Below are 14,709 nucleotides of genomic sequence, written 5' to 3' on the forward strand. Positions count from 1 at the left end.
GCCAGTCTTTGGCTGCTGCAAAGAACCTCTGGAGCCAGAGTATGTCTGATTTAACCAATAGCATGAAAGCTTCCACGATGAGCGTGTCATCGGGCAAGTCGAAAGCAAAACACAACACATCAACAACAGAAAACACGACGGACAAATTAGGACTGAGTAACCCGGCCTTTTGGTATAGCGGTGGTTTCATCGCGTTGTTCGTTGCTATTGCACTTTATGACGGCGAGCTGTTATCTACGATCGTTAACGCTGGCTTTGGCTGGGCAGTTCAGGTATTTGGTCCATACTGGCAGTTACTGCTGCTTCTCACTTTTCTTATTGGTCTTGGCTTGGCTGCAGGGCGAACAGGCAAGGTGATGTTGGGCGGGATTGCAAAACCAGAAATGGATTCTTTCCGCTGGATGGCGATTATTTTCTGTACCTTATTGGCTGGTGGTGGCGTTTTCTGGGCCGCGGCTGAGCCTATCGCGCATTATGTTAGCCCACCTCCTTTGTACGGCGCGCAAGATAACCCGCAGCAAGGTGCGGTGAATGCGTTGTCGCAATCCTTTATGCACTGGGGCTTTCTAGCTTGGGCGATTGTAGGTAGCTTAACTTCCATCGTGGTGATGCACCTACATTACGACAAAGGTTTACCACTAAAACCCCGTATTTTGCTTTACCCAGTCTTGGGCGAACGAGCACTTAAAGGCCAACTCGGTGCATTGATTGACGCATGCTGCATTATCGCGGTAGCCGCGGGCACCATCGGGCCCATTGGGTTTCTGGGCTTGCAGGTTAGCTACGCGTTAAATGCGTTGTTTGATATCCCTGATGGCTTTACCACTCAGCTTATCATCATCTTGTTTGCGATTGCGCTTTACACCTTGTCAGCACTCAGTGGATTAAGCCGAGGCATGCAACTGCTTAGTCGTTACAACGTGATTCTGGCAATGGCATTGATGGTTTACATCCTGTTTTTTGGCCCTACGAATTTTATCTTTAACGGATACATTCAAGGTGTAGGGAGCATGCTGGATAACTTTATCCCAATGGCGACCTACCGTGGTGATGAAGGTTGGCTAAGCTGGTGGACAGTATTTTTCTGGGGCTGGTTCCTTGGTTATGGTCCGATGATGGCAATTTTTATTGCGCGTATTTCCCGTGGTCGAACTATCCGCCAAGTCATTTCCACCATCAGTATTGTGGCTCCGTTAACCACCTGTTTTTGGTTCACGATTGTAGGCGGCTCTGGCCTAGCGTTTGAAATTGCGGAACCGGGTAGTGTGAGTGCGGCGTTTGAAGGCTTTAACTTGCCAGGTGCTTTGCTTGCGGTGACTCAGCAACTACCAATGCCAATGCTGATTTCAATTCTATTTCTGATTTTAACCACGATCTTCATCGTCACGACGGGCGACTCAATGACTTACACAATCAGTGTCGTGATCAGTGGTGAAACGGAGCCGAATGCGATCATCCGTACCTTCTGGGGCGTAATGATGGGTGTGACGGCACTAATCCTGATTTCTCTTGGCTCTGGTGGCATCTCTGCTCTGCAATCTTTCATTGTGATTACCGCGGTTCCGGTTTCGTTGATTCTGTTGCCGTCACTTTGGAATGCGCCGCAAATCGCAATCAAAATGGCGAAAGAGCAAGGGCTATAACAATTATCTAATTCAAACAACGTGGAGCTTGTGCGGGTGTTTTCCTCCTGCATCCGCACAAACCCTAGTATTCTTACAATAACAAATAGGTGGTGAGCAAAATGGATGCACATCGTTCTACTTATACGGAAGCAACTATGCGCGATGCAGCGATTGTCATGGCAGCCGAAAGGCTTGGCGCAATGCACCAAAACCGAATCAGCTTTGTTCGCAGTCTGATTCGCAATATGGCAAGCCAAAACTGGCAAGTAACCAAGCATGAGTGGCAGCTTTGTCCTCGTGGTTATGGTCATGTGATTTACAAATTGACCACGCCAGAGCACGTTTATCATTTGGTGGTATTCTGTGATGAAATTGCCGACGACGAGCGTAATGATCGCGTAATTGCTGAAAAGTGGGACGTCACATTTGCACTGGTTCAAGGCGATGTTGATGTTACTTTGTTGGAAAGATTGCGAGAAAATGTACCGCTGCAAGAAGCGGGACGTAATCCAAACAACGTACTTGTTCTTGCTCGCGCAAACAAAAGTGTGCGCGTGTTTGAGCACATTGTTAGCGCGCTTTCTCAAGGCGAGCAGCCTGAGCCGAAAGAGTTAGCGGAAGTGGGTTATATCCTGCGTACCACAGCTGTTTATGGTAACGGAAAGTTTGGTATCGCCGATTTCAAACTGTTAGAGAACAACTCAGATTTCAGCCAGTCTTTTAGTGCGCAAATGTGTGCAGTATATATGTTGCGTGAATTCAGCCTAGATTGGGTGCACTATCTGGCACTTCAACAAGGTGGCGACAACGCGGTGGCTTTGCATCGTGGCTTGCAGCGCTACCTTGGTGTCGGCAATGCTACTGGCTTAGGCATGGCTCCATACTTGATTAATCATCCGTGTATTGTTGACCAATGGATGACCTCTCGTGAACGTGCGGTAGCGCGAGTCTTTGCGATGCCATGTGAAGCGTCGTTCCATGCTCCTTTGCAAGGATTGCTGCAAAAAGCACAGCGTCATTTAGAGCAAGTCATCACCATCAATGAACATCAAGACAGGCTCAATCATCAAGCGATAGCAGACATCAAACAACTGCTATCGAAGCTAACAACGTTAATGGCATTACATCCGAACTGGGCGAGTTTGGTCGAGCATAAGAAAACAATGAGTGTGGAAGCCCAAGAAATCCTCACCTCTTGCTTGATCGAACTCTACCCATCTTTAGTGGATGAATTTGCTAGCCAAATGAATACGGATGAAACGTTATCTATTCCGGGCGGGAAAAAGATCCAAGATTTACTGGAAGTGTTGCAAAGCAAGTACCGCTGGGCGATTGATGCGGATTACTCACTAGCCGAGAACAACTACTGGTTCTGGTATCGCTCACAAGACAAAGAAGAGCCAAGGCTTGGTGTCCGCGGGGAAGAGGCTGGAGAAGAAAAAGAATTGCCGCTTGATATCGGCAGACAAGTGAATCGCTTGTACCAGGCCTTGCTTGACTGTGATGTAGAAATGTCCGTAGCGGAGTTTCTATTGCAAAATCCGACTTATCGTTCGATCACACGTCGCGTATGGACGCTAGGCAACCGTGCGATGGGGGATATTCAAATGAATGTGCTGCGTAAAGATGCGTTACCAATGCACTTACTGCGCTGTAAATTGGCGATCTTTGGCGCGACTAAGTTTGATCCGCGCTCGGATCGTTGGGTTCGAGTAACTTTCTTCCAAGGTGCGCCGTTGTTAGATGAAATTCACGACCCTAAACTGGCAGACACATGGATTTTCCCTAGCATGCCGCCACGTGACGAAATTGCGCAAAGTGATAATCAAAAAATCAGTGGAGGGTTTGCATTATGATCGTCTCTCACAACGAATTGGTGGCCGCGGTTAATAAGGCATTTCTTGGCATGCGCCGTCACTGTGGTGAGGCGGATGTCATTGCGAACATGGTGGCGGACTTGCAAATGGTTGGCTTACATGGAGTTCGCCATTTTAATAACGCCAGTCTGTTTCTTGGGTTAGATTCAGACTGCGCCGTATCGGTGACCAACAGCACGCCGTCAAGCATAGAGGTAGAACTGCACAACGGGAGTGTAGCGTGTCATTTACCCGCGGTGTTGGATTTCGCGCTCGAGAAAATGATCAACCGTAAGTCGATTACCATTACGTTGAAACAGTGTCATAACCGTTGGTTGGGTTTCAGTGAGTTGTTGAAGCTCTCTGCAAAAGGCATTGCGTGCCGTGCACAATGGGTCAATGGCTCTAGTCCCAAGCGAACGCTTTATGTGTTAAACCGTGGACGAATCGCGCCAGAAGTCTTTTTCTCGGATCAGTTTGATGGGCATGATACGGATTTGCATAGTATGGTTATCGAACTCTCTGTGAACGATTTCGATATCGAGAAAAGCGCACAGGGATACACCATTCACATTGAAGGCGATGAGTTAAGCAACACGCAACAAGCCTCTTGGCAAAATGGTATTTTTGTCGAAGACCAAGAATGGGAAACACTGAAACAAACCGCAACCGCGTTGCTGGTTGAGAACAGTGAGCGTTCTATGCTCGGTGCTGGCGGTGTGGTTTAAGCGATGAAAGGCGATGATTCCAAGTAGAAGTGATGAAGGCTGCTCTTTAGCGGCCTTTTTTGTGCGCGAAGTTTGGTCACTTCTGAAGTTCAAAGACTATGATTACCGTTATCCGCAAGATGGAGCAACACAGGTAAGAAAAATGGATCTGCAAGAGAATAAAAGAAATGCCATTGCGTTTTACGAAACCTCCTATCGAGGTAATCCAAGAAAAGCGGTTGAAGACTATGTTGGCGATGAGTACATCCAGCACAATCCATTAGTTGGAAATGGCCCCGAGGCTTTTATCGAGTATTTTGAGCGGATGCAAAATGAGTATCCCAATAAAGACATTACGTTTGTGCGAGCCATTGCTGAAGGGAACTTGGTGGCACTACACACTCACCAAACATGGCCTAATGATATTGAATACGTGACGATGGATTTCTTTCGTTTTGATCATAATGGGAAGATTGTTGAACATTGGGACGCTCTGCAAGAGATTCCTAAAGAAACATTGAATGGTCACACCATGTATTAACGAGTCGTTGACGAGTCTCCCATGCCGTTTATTCAAACGGTATGGGAGGTTAAATGATTTGTGGCACTTTAAGTATTAATCATCAAAGCGCTTTTTCGATTCTCACCGCGACGTCTTCAGATACCCAGCCTTTCCACAAGTCAGGGTAGGTATTAAAGAAGTAAAACATCGCTTCTTCACCGTCCGCGTAGTTATCTTCCATCCAGGCCAGCATTTCACTCATTTGCTCGTTGGTAAATCCGCGTTTCTGCAAGTACGCGAATGCTTGGGGTTCTTTGCTCGCAAACGCCTCAGTTGTTACTGTGCGAACTGGAGAAGGTGGGTACATTGTTACTTTTGGTGAAGCGCAATCAGGCTGAGTGGTACAGTTGCGATACTCTTCTAAATCTGTTCCGCTACCAAAATCCACTTTGACCATATCATACTTGCCCAATACGGGGGTCGGTGACCAGTAGTAACCAAACCAAGGCATTTTGCGATCATAGGCTTTGGCGATGGTGCCAGCTAATGCTGCGCCAGATCCTGGGTCAACCATCTCAAAGCCGTGCTCACTTAACCCTAATGCATTAAACAAGTGACCGGAGGTGATTTGGCATGTCCAACCAGCAGGGCAGCTATAAAACGCGAACTTGTCATCATCCTCTGGGTGTTCAAATAGTTTGGCGTGCTTGATGACGCCTTCTATCGTCGCGAGTTCTGGATACTGTTTTACCAGATAGGCGGGAACCCAAAACCCTTCTTCACCACCATTGACAAGCGATTCACTAGCGATGCGCAAGCGTTTATCCGCAATCCCTTTATCAAGTGCTTCTTTAATACCGTTTGTCCATAACTCTGGCGCAACGTCAGGCTGTCCCTTTTCAATCATAGAGGTGCCTGTAGGAACGCTATCACCAGGGATCAATTCCGCATCGCACTGGTAGCCTTCATTTAAGACAAATTGGTCGATGTGCGCCATTAAGCTTGCCGAATTCCAATTCATGTCTGCGATGGTTATTTTTCCGCATTCGTCCGCATTTGCATGAGTAGATAATGCTGATAGCAGCAGAACAGAGAGCATTGAAGGTGTCGTCTTCATGTGACTGAATTTCCTTGTCGTTGTCATTTACTTCAGTATATACATCGGTTTATAAAGATTCAGTGAACAAGTTTTTTTCAGTGACGTTAAGCATAAAAACGGCGATTTATGAAGCGTTTGATGAGACGGGTTGAAAGGGAATTAATACAGCAAGAACACCCCTTCGTAGCCGCTGATCTCAATGTGAGAAACATAGTCGCCGATGTTACCGTCTTGATCTACAGGTTGCATAGGCTCTGGAAGTGCGATAGTTATCTTCGGTGAGGAGAAATAATCGATATTCTTGCCAAAGAAATCAGTCCGATACAGCACTCGGCCTTTGGTGAATTCGCGGGCTAACACCATCTCCGTAGGACCATGCATCACCACCGTATCGTCTGAGCGATACGCAAAGTACGTATGGGTTGGTAACAAATCGATAGAGCCATTGGGCAAGTCAGGATGAGCCACTTTGCTCATAGAAGCATCTCCAATGACTGTGTAATCGGCAGGATAGGGCGTGCTGGTGGACATCATTACCGGAGTCGCCTGATACCCCTCTGGTGTTTGATTGGCAGGCTCTCCCAAATCAACGGCAAGCAAGGTGCTAGGTTGATAAGCAATATTCATTGGTACGCCCGCCTTCCAGAAGTTGTCACTTGTTGTGTTATTACTTCCATATAAGTAGCCATTGTTCCACTGATTAAAGTAACTGCGCTCAGGGTGATAGTTTAAGTAGAACACCGCTAGTGCAGAGTATTGGTCCTGTTTCCAGTTATCCTCAGTGTTGCCAAAGTATTGAACTCGACCATAACGCGTGGTCGCTTGATAAATCACTTTCTGACCCGCTTTGGCGAGTGCAGAGTTATCCCAAAATTTAGCCAAGCCAGCATAGCCACTAAAGCCGGTAGCAGGGAAAAGGTAGTGCTCGCGCAAGTACAAGGAGCCAGCGTTAACCAAGTGGTTTTGCCCATTACGACCGAATAAGTTTGCCGTACCTATGTTGAGGCCAATTAACGCATCTTCATCCAGCGTTGCCAGTTTATTCAAGAACGCCGAGAATTGCGCTTTGTAAGCATCGTCAGCAGCTTGGCTACCCGCCACCAAACCAAGTTCATCCACTGTGCCTCCGGAATATATGTAGAACTGATTTGCACCGAGTAACTTATTCGTATCGTCGTTGTACGCACCATTTAAACCTTGTTTCGCCCATTCAGCTTGGTAATAGTGGCGCATTGTATTGGTAAAAACGGGATTACCGAGATTGGTCAATGCCCAAGAAGAGGTTTGATTCCACATACGACCAAATGGAATAACCCGTGACTCCCAACGAAATCGGGCCGTTGCATTCTTATTCGAACGGTTTTTGTATTCATTCCAAGAAAGATAATTGTCTTGGTTTCGATCTGCAGATTTGTCGAAGCCACGAATTTTACGCCAGCGTTGAATGGTTTGGCCTTCCGGTGTCTCCGTTGGTGCTCCTGAGATATTGACGGCAGGGAAGCTATTTTTGAGTTGAATGTTTTCGAGACGTGGGCGGTTTTCTATGTTGCCGTCATGCCAAGTAATTTTCGCAAAGTAAAGGCGGCCGCCGTCGCGTAAAAAGGTGGAGCCAAAGTACTGACCGCCACCATAAGTTTTTCCGCTACCATCATGCGTTGTAGCGCGAACCCAATCCGAAGGAACAGACCAGTTTACTGTTTGGTTTTTAGTCATGTTCTCAGTTTTGTCTTTTTTAATCGCGAAGCGTTTCCATTCTGTTACCCGACCAAACGAGTCGATAGCAGAAGGGTATTCAATCGTGAAGCTGCCGCCTTGAGCAAACTGAGAGAACGTAAAGGCTAAGCGGTCGAACTTCTCTGAGTGATAAACATAGAGGGCACCACCATTATTCGCCTGACCGAATACATCAGCATCCCATGGCGGTGGTTGATATAGCCAAAAACCGGCGTGGTCAGCGCTGGCGGTATAGCCAACGATCATCGGTTTTCGATTGAGTAGAGTATTCTCGCCATGGCTTGAGTCGACTTCAGCTAGGATAGTGTCTTCAGAAAAGTGGAGAAAGAAATCTTCGTAGTCAACTCCATTCAGTTCTGCTTGGTTACGTATATCGTTTTCCAGCCAACCTGAGTTAAGTTCCAGCTTTTGGTTGTACATGTAACCAAGCGCTTTTACACGCTCGTTATCACTCTTATTTTCGTAAGCTCCAAACACGATATCGGCATTATCCAACTCCCATTCAAGTGCAGTGGCAGCAGAGATAGGCTTATCTTGAAGATCAATACCCTGTTCATGCAACCCAGGTAATACGATTGCTGTTCTACTCCAAACGTTGGGTACAGAAAGCAAGCTCAAAGAAATGAGTGTAACGAGAGAAAAACAATGCGACTTCAACATGGAGTTATCCCATTAATACTTAGATGACTCAAATTAAGAGTCAGATACAAAGAGAAATTATAGTCCATTCGCGAAGTCGTAATCAGGACCCTGCCATAGAGGACTTTACAGGAAAACTAACAGGGGATGCTGTGCAAAAATGAGCGGGTGTACTTGGAATAGATCATCCTCATAGACTCAAAACTTCCTCTACACGTCAGCACAAAAATAACCACCATTTTAACCTTGTTTCGGTCGTCACCATGTTGTTGGATTTTTCTTCAACAAATTCAGTTAAAACTAACTCTTCAAACCAGTCAGATACTCTGTCTTGGTGGTAGCTGATCATACAAAAAATTAACAAATTAAATTTTTATACATTTTTATTGCATAAAAAGTCCAGTTGAGTAATATAAATACCAAGTGACAATTAATGCGGTATGTCAGCATGACTATTCAGGTAAGCGGAATCAATAAATCCTACGGTGAGACACAAGTGCTTCACGATGTCAGCTTTAAGTGTGAAAGCGGGGAAACACTGGTGTTACTTGGTCCAAGTGGCGCAGGTAAGAGCTCTCTACTGCGTGTTCTTAACCTTCTTGAAGGGGCGGATAACGGCAAGCTAAACATCGCAAATGATGTTTTTGATTTCTCTACTGAAATCAAAGAGAAACAAGGTTTAGCACTTCGTCGTAAAGTAGGCATGGTGTTCCAGCAGTACAACTTATGGCCGCACATGACAGTGATGGAGAACCTGATTGAGGCTCCGGTAAAAGTATCTGGCATGGATAAAGAAGAAGCGAAGAACCAAGCAATGCAAATTCTCGCAACGTTGCATTTGGCAGACAAAGCGGATGCATGGCCGATGCAGCTTTCTGGTGGTCAGCAACAACGTGTGGCGATTGCTCGTGCATTGATGATGAAACCGGAAGTCTTGCTTTTTGATGAACCGACCGCAGCGCTTGATCCGGAAATTACTAACCAAATCGTTAAGATTATTAAAGATTTAAGCGAAACTGGCATCACCCAAGTCGTAGTAACGCATGAGGTCGATTTTGCTAAGAAAATCGCTAGCCACGTACTGTATCTAGAAAAAGGACACATCGTCGAGCACGGCACAAATGATTCGTTTTCTAATCCGCAAACCGCCCAGTTTGCTGACTACCTAAATCACTAAATTACGTTTTTAAAGTTCAGTCTATTTAACAGATAAGCTCGGCTGTCATTGCGAGTGTCAGCCCACTAAGTACACACGGAGTATTGCAATGAAAAAGATTCTACTAGCTTCACTAATCGGCCTTTCTTCTGCAACTATGGCAGCAAACGCAGCAGCACAAGAAGAGATCAAATTCGCGATGGAAGCGACTTACGCACCGTTCGAATACATGGATGAAAACAACCAAATTCAAGGTTTTGATGTGGATCTGGCGAATGCATTATGTAAAGAAATGGAAGCAAAATGTACCTTCCACAACCAATCTTTTGACAGCCTGATCCCTGCATTAAAATTCAAGCGTTACGATGCGGCTATCTCTGCCATGGATATTACTGACGCGCGTTTGGAGCAAGTGAATTTTTCTGACCCTTACTACGACAACTCAGCAGCGTTTGTTTCTATCAAAGAAAAAGTGGCTGATCAAAAAGCACTAGAAGGTAAGCGTGTTGGTGTTCAAAACGGTTCAACACACCAAAGTTACCTAATTGAGCAAATGCCAGGTGTAACAGCGGTTCCTTACTCAAGCTACCAAGACGCATTCATCGATATGAAGAATGGCCGTATTGATTCTGTATTCGGTGACACAGCAGTCGTAGCAGAATGGTTCAAGAAAGAAGATAACCTAGCGTACGTTGGTGAGCACGTTACTAACCCTAAATACTTCGGTAACGGTTTCGGTATCGCAGTAAACAAAGGTAACGACGAGCTAGTGAACAAGCTGAACACGGCACTGAAAACAGTGAAAGCGAACGGCGAATACGACGTAATCTACAACAAGTACTTCGGTAAGTAATATGGCACTAACGGGTTACTCTTTATCGCTTGTTCAAGCTAGTTGGATGACTGTCCAGCTGGCCTTCACAAGCCTTTTAGTCGGTTTGATTCTGGCAGTGGTATTCGCCAGTGGTGAAATGTCTCGCCGCGTTTTCGTTAAATGGCCAATGACGGCGTTTGTGACGATTGTACGTGGTTTGCCAGAAATCCTTGTCGTGTTGTTTATCTATTTTGGTTCGACGCAGGTTCTGTTTTTAATCACCGGCGACTTTATTGAAGTTAGCCCGTTCTTGTCTGGCGTGGTGGCGTTGTCATTGATCTTCGCTTCTTATGCTTCTCAAACTCTACGTGGCGCATTAAAAGCCGTTGGAAGAGGGCAGAGAGAAGCAGCAAGTGCACTCGGCATCAGTCAAGCACACGCTTTCGTTCGCATTGTTTTGCCACAAGCAGTAAGACACGCGCTACCAGGCTTAACGAACCAATGGTTGGTTTTGCTGAAAGATACCGCGCTTGTATCACTGATTGGTGTAACGGATTTGTTGAAGCAAGCGCAGCTAACATCTGCAGCGACGCATGAAGCGTTTACTTGGTACGCAACCGCTGCGGCGATTTACCTAGGCATTACTTTGATTACACAACGTGCCGTCAAACTGATTGATAAGAAGTTCTCAATTCAAGGCATGAGCATGGGACAGGAGGCAACTGCATGAACGAACAACACGTTTGGCAAATGCTGGATGGCTTAGGCACTAGCCTTCAATTGACCGCCGCTTCCTTGGTTGTCGGCTGTCTCTTAGCTCTGATGATGACGCTGACTCTGATCCTACGTACTCCGGGTTTGCATTGGGTAAGTCGTGGCATCATCACCTTGTTCACAGGTACGCCTTTGTTGGTACAGATCTTCTTGGTGTACTACGGTCCGGGCCAGTTTGATGCTGTAAGAGAAAGTGTATTCTGGACATGGTTAAGCCAACCTTGGTTCTGTGCGATGTTAGCGCTAGCACTCAATACCGCGGCATACAGCACTCAGTTGTTCAAAGGAGCGTTTAACGCGATTCCTTCCGGTCAATGGCAAGCGTGTCGTGCATTAGGCATGAACAAAACCGCGACACTGAAGGTGCTGCTGCCATACGCCATTCGCCGCGCTGTTCCGGCTTACTCGAACGAAGTGATTTTGGTCTTCAAAGGCACCTCACTAGCAAGCACGATTACGATCATGGATCTGATGGGTTACGCGCAGCGCATTAATGCACAAACTTACGATACGTTGACGGTATTTGGTATTGCGGGCGCATTTTATTTAACGGTAAATGGTGTGCTAACTCTCATTTTCCGTCAAGTAGAGAAGAAAGCATTGGCGTTCGAAGCCGCATAAACCTTCAATCAACACTCAATTTAGTTCCACAGTGCCTCTGCAACTGACTCTCTTGCAGGGGCATTTTTTATATTCGTCATGGAAAATTCCTCAAGTTCCACCAAACTTAATTCAACGCAATTGCATTGGTGGCATCATGGAAAGAAGACACTTTTTAGCGCTGTGGACATTGTTGTTCGCACCCTCTCTAAAAGCGAAAACACCAATGCGGCCGACGCCAGCACAAACAGAAGGGCCATTTTATCCAGTGGTGGACATTCCTCTTCGTCAAAACTTGATTCTGCAATCGGAGGGCTTGCTTGGTGAGCCTATTGTGCTGCAAGGCAAAGTCGTAGATACAACAGGAAACCCCGTTTCAGGCATCAAGGTAGAAATCTGGCAATGTGATGGGCAGGGGATTTACGATCATCCTAAGCAGCCAAGTAATGATAAGTTTGATGCTCATTTTGCAGGCTTTGGCGCGGCAGAAACCCAATCGGATGGTCGCTACTTATTCCAGACTTTGTATCCAGTGCCTTATGCCACTCGTCCGCCGCACATTCACGTTAAGTTGTGGCGGGATAACCAAGAGCTCCTGACCACTCAGTTGTACTTAAAAGGCAATACTGGTGACGAATGGTGGGGTGGTAAAGCCCGTGATTATCTACAGTTTGAAACCATACGAATCGACGGGCGATTAACGGGCGAATTCAACTTTGTGATTGGTTAGCGAGTTTAGTTAAGCCATTAACTCAACCAATTGCGCCAAGCATTCTTTATCCAGTATCGGATGAGGCTCGACGCCCGTGACCAAAACGATATCCACGGAAGGTAGCGATGGCATATCGTCTAAGATCTTAAGATCCTCGCTAACGCTAATACTGCCCATCGCACCGATAGCCATGCCTGAACGTACAATCGCTCGTTGTGCAGAGGCCGTATTGCACCATGCCAGTAGTTGATAAGGAGTACCACGTTTGGTTAATCCGTCTACTGCTGCCGCATGGTATTTGCAGTCGGTTTGGAATAGGGCGAGAGGGAGAGGTTGGGCTTGCTCGATGTCAAAATCAGGATGAGCAATCCACACGCCTTTGTCGCTTGCTAGCCAGTAACCTTCCTCACTGTCCGGTGCTCTTGTCACAATAGCGGCGTCTAGCTTTCCTTCATCAAGTTTTTCTCTCAAGGTGATGCTCGGCTCACTAAAGACTTGAATCGAACATGTGGGCTCAGATTGCTGTAATACGCGGATGACTTTAGGCAGGATATTATCGTTGTAATCCTCGGGGCAACCCAAGCGAAGAGGGCGCTTATTTTCATAGCGTTTCACTTGTTTCAGTGCTTGATTGTGCAAGCTGACCAATTGTTCGGCGTGAGAGCGCAGTGCCAGCCCTGCTTCACTCAATACTAGGTTGCGACCTTCTTTTTCAAACAAGCTGACGCTGAGTTCGTCTTCCAGCTTACGCATTTGTGCACTGAACGCTGATTGGGTGCGATTGATCTGCTTGGCTGCTCGAGTGAAACTGCCCGTTTCTACAAAAGCAAGAAAGCTGCGTAACGCATCGATATCCATATCTAAAACTCATCCATCGTTTTTGTTGAAGTGTTCCATCAAAACTATCCGTTAGTCCCCTTAAATACAATCAGATATTGTGAATGGGTACTCAAAACACGAACCGCATGGAGGCGTCATGAAACTGTTTATTGCTAACCAAAACTACTCAAGCTGGTCACTGCGCGCATGGGTGATCTTTTCTCAATTCAAATTGGATGTGGAAGTCACTAAGCTGACGTTATTTACGGAGGATTTTTACAAGACCTTGGAAGGTATTACACCAACGGCTAAAGTACCGACCTTGGTGGATGGCGATGCAACCGTGTGGGATTCATTAGCGATTTTGGAATACGTAAACGAGCAATACCTGCAAGGTAAAGCATGGCCAAGCAACTCCGCAGAACGGGCTAAAGCACGCGCCATCGCTTCAGAAATGCACTCGGGTTTCTTTGATTTAAGAAACGAACTCCCAATGAATATCCGCGCGCGCAGAAAAGTCGATTTAACTGAAGGTGCACGTAAAGATATTGCACGTATTGACGCTATTTGGGCAGAACAAGCCAATCTGTATCCAGACGGCTGGTTATTTGGAGAATGGTCGATTGCAGATGCCATGTATGCACCTGTGGCATTGCGTTTCCAAACTTACGGTATCGAGCTATCGGAAGGTGCCAAAGCTTACCAACAGAAGGTGCTAGCAAGTGAATCTCTAAAGCAATGGTTGGAAGAGGCGAGCCAAGAAACGGATATCGTAGAAGAAGATGAAGCAGGGGTAGAAGTATAAGCGCATCTTGCGATCGCCTGTAGCAAGGGAAAGCATGACAAAGCACGCTTTCCTCTTCTAGGATGGTTGTCGTTTCCGGCGCGTTTAAGCTAGGTGTTCAACAATCGCTCTGCCTACGCCGTGTGCGCTCGTTGGGTTTTGACCTGTGATGACACGATCATCCACAATTACAAACTCTTGCCATGGTTGCACTTTAGAGTAGCGCGCTGCGCTGCGTGCAAGAGATTCTTCCAATAGGAATGGGATATCGTTGATGGTGCCGAAGTCGATCTCTTCTTCGCGAGTGAAACCTGTTACTGATTTAGACGCAAGCAGCTTTTCGCCATTGCTAAGCGTGATAGGGAGAAGAGCGCCTGGACCATGACAAACTGCTGCCACAATACCGCCATCTTCATAGTGTTTTGCAGAAATCTTGGCAAAGTCTTCGTTGCTCGCTAGGTCTGAAAGAAGACCAAAGCCACCCGGATAGAAGATCGCATCGTAGTTGTCACCGTTGATTTGTGATACTGGAATCGTGTTGTTGATGCGGTTCTGGAAATCATCATCCGCTAAGATTTTCTCGTTGACTGCGTCGCCTTCGATGTCGGTTCCGTACAGTGGTGCTTGCCCGCCTTTGATAGAGGCAATGTCGTAATCGAAGCCTGCACCTAGTAGCTCGCTAAGCGCATGAGTGAGCTCTGGCGCGTAAGTTCCGTTTGCTTGGTCAGTTTCACCAAGGGTCGCATGGTTCGTCACAATGATGAGTACTTTTTTCATGATGGTTTCCTTTTTGGCTTACGTATATTTGTTGAACACCTTCATACTAATTGCTAAACAAATAAGTGATAATATGATTAATTGGCAAAACATTATTGCTATATAGCAAAG

Annotated in this window: 14 protein-coding genes; 10 read left to right on the forward strand and 4 right to left on the reverse strand. The window is 46.4% G+C overall.

The annotated features are described in order from the left end of the window. The first annotated feature begins 41 nt into the window (after nucleotides 1-41). The 4 genes from H9L11_RS20120 to H9L11_RS20135 all read left to right on the forward strand — a co-directional run bounded on the left by H9L11_RS20120 (nucleotide 42) and on the right by H9L11_RS20135 (nucleotide 4,729). Nucleotides 42-1,643: a BCCT family transporter gene (locus H9L11_RS20120; RefSeq protein ID WP_205391131.1), complete on the forward strand. Its 1,602-nt coding sequence runs from the start codon at nucleotides 42-44 to the stop codon at nucleotides 1,641-1,643. 101 nt (nucleotides 1,644-1,744) lie between these two features. Beyond that, complete coding sequence (locus H9L11_RS20125; RefSeq protein ID WP_205391132.1) at nucleotides 1,745-3,481, forward strand: hypothetical protein; 1,737 nt, start codon at nucleotides 1,745-1,747, stop codon at nucleotides 3,479-3,481. After that, nucleotides 3,478-4,209 (forward strand): DUF3726 domain-containing protein, encoded by a 732-nt coding sequence (locus H9L11_RS20130; protein WP_205391133.1) that lies wholly within the window; start codon nucleotides 3,478-3,480, stop codon nucleotides 4,207-4,209. The genes H9L11_RS20125 and H9L11_RS20130 overlap by 4 nt, the downstream gene beginning before the upstream one ends. A gap of 142 nt (nucleotides 4,210-4,351) precedes the next feature. Next, nucleotides 4,352-4,729 carry a nuclear transport factor 2 family protein gene (locus H9L11_RS20135; RefSeq protein ID WP_065275629.1) on the forward strand — a complete coding sequence of 126 codons (378 nt, stop codon included), beginning with the start codon at nucleotides 4,352-4,354 and terminating at the stop codon, nucleotides 4,727-4,729. 82 nt (nucleotides 4,730-4,811) lie between these two features. Here the strand turns inward: H9L11_RS20135 and H9L11_RS20140 are convergent, their stop codons facing one another. Together H9L11_RS20140 and H9L11_RS20145 are read right to left on the reverse strand one after the other, a co-directional pair. Next, complete coding sequence (locus tag H9L11_RS20140; RefSeq protein WP_005375798.1) at nucleotides 4,812-5,807, reverse strand: ABC transporter substrate-binding protein; 996 nt, start codon at nucleotides 5,805-5,807, stop codon at nucleotides 4,812-4,814. Between the two features lie 141 nt (nucleotides 5,808-5,948). Beyond that, entirely contained in the window at nucleotides 5,949-8,183 is a 2,235-nt protein-coding gene (locus H9L11_RS20145; protein ID WP_205391134.1) for a hypothetical protein, read from the reverse strand. A gap of 427 nt (nucleotides 8,184-8,610) precedes the next feature. On the opposite strand from H9L11_RS20145, the gene artP reads away from it, so the two are divergent. The 5 genes from artP to H9L11_RS20170 all read left to right on the forward strand — a co-directional run bounded on the left by artP (nucleotide 8,611) and on the right by H9L11_RS20170 (nucleotide 12,236). Further along, nucleotides 8,611-9,339, forward strand: a complete 729-nt coding sequence (gene artP, locus H9L11_RS20150; protein WP_318114309.1) for an arginine ABC transporter ATP-binding protein ArtP — start codon at nucleotides 8,611-8,613, stop codon at nucleotides 9,337-9,339. Between the two features lie 88 nt (nucleotides 9,340-9,427). Beyond that, a complete protein-coding gene (locus H9L11_RS20155; protein ID WP_005431576.1) occupies nucleotides 9,428-10,171 on the forward strand; it encodes an arginine ABC transporter substrate-binding protein in 744 nt (247 codons plus the stop codon). Nucleotide 10,172: 1 nt separating this feature from the next. Then, nucleotides 10,173-10,862, forward strand: coding sequence for an arginine ABC transporter permease ArtQ (gene artQ, locus H9L11_RS20160; RefSeq protein ID WP_005388570.1), 690 nt, complete (start codon nucleotides 10,173-10,175; stop codon nucleotides 10,860-10,862). Further along, on the forward strand, nucleotides 10,859-11,527 hold the full coding sequence (gene artM / locus H9L11_RS20165) for an arginine ABC transporter permease ArtM (RefSeq protein ID WP_005388569.1): 669 nt from the start codon (nucleotides 10,859-10,861) through the stop codon (nucleotides 11,525-11,527). The genes artQ and artM overlap by 4 nt, the downstream gene beginning before the upstream one ends. A 136-nt stretch (nucleotides 11,528-11,663) precedes the next feature. Then, nucleotides 11,664-12,236, forward strand: coding sequence for a protocatechuate 3,4-dioxygenase (locus tag H9L11_RS20170; RefSeq protein ID WP_205391136.1), 573 nt, complete (start codon nucleotides 11,664-11,666; stop codon nucleotides 12,234-12,236). Nucleotides 12,237-12,245: 9 nt separating this feature from the next. Here H9L11_RS20170 and H9L11_RS20175 read toward each other — a convergent pair whose 3' ends face one another. Further along, a complete protein-coding gene (locus H9L11_RS20175) occupies nucleotides 12,246-13,076 on the reverse strand; it encodes a LysR family transcriptional regulator (RefSeq protein ID WP_205391137.1) in 831 nt (276 codons plus the stop codon). A gap of 118 nt (nucleotides 13,077-13,194) precedes the next feature. Here H9L11_RS20175 and H9L11_RS20180 point away from each other — a divergent pair, with 118 nt between their 5' ends. After that, a complete protein-coding gene (locus tag H9L11_RS20180; RefSeq protein WP_205391138.1) occupies nucleotides 13,195-13,842 on the forward strand; it encodes a glutathione S-transferase family protein in 648 nt (215 codons plus the stop codon). A gap of 84 nt (nucleotides 13,843-13,926) precedes the next feature. On the opposite strand, the gene H9L11_RS20185 is transcribed toward H9L11_RS20180, so the two are convergent. Continuing rightward, nucleotides 13,927-14,598, reverse strand: a complete 672-nt coding sequence (locus tag H9L11_RS20185; protein ID WP_005388562.1) for a type 1 glutamine amidotransferase domain-containing protein — start codon at nucleotides 14,596-14,598, stop codon at nucleotides 13,927-13,929. Nucleotides 14,599-14,709 lie beyond the last annotated feature (111 nt).

Origin of the sequence: Vibrio sp. sp1 (genome assembly GCF_016920955.1) — a bacterium.
GTDB lineage: Bacteria > Pseudomonadota > Gammaproteobacteria > Enterobacterales > Vibrionaceae > Vibrio > Vibrio alginolyticus.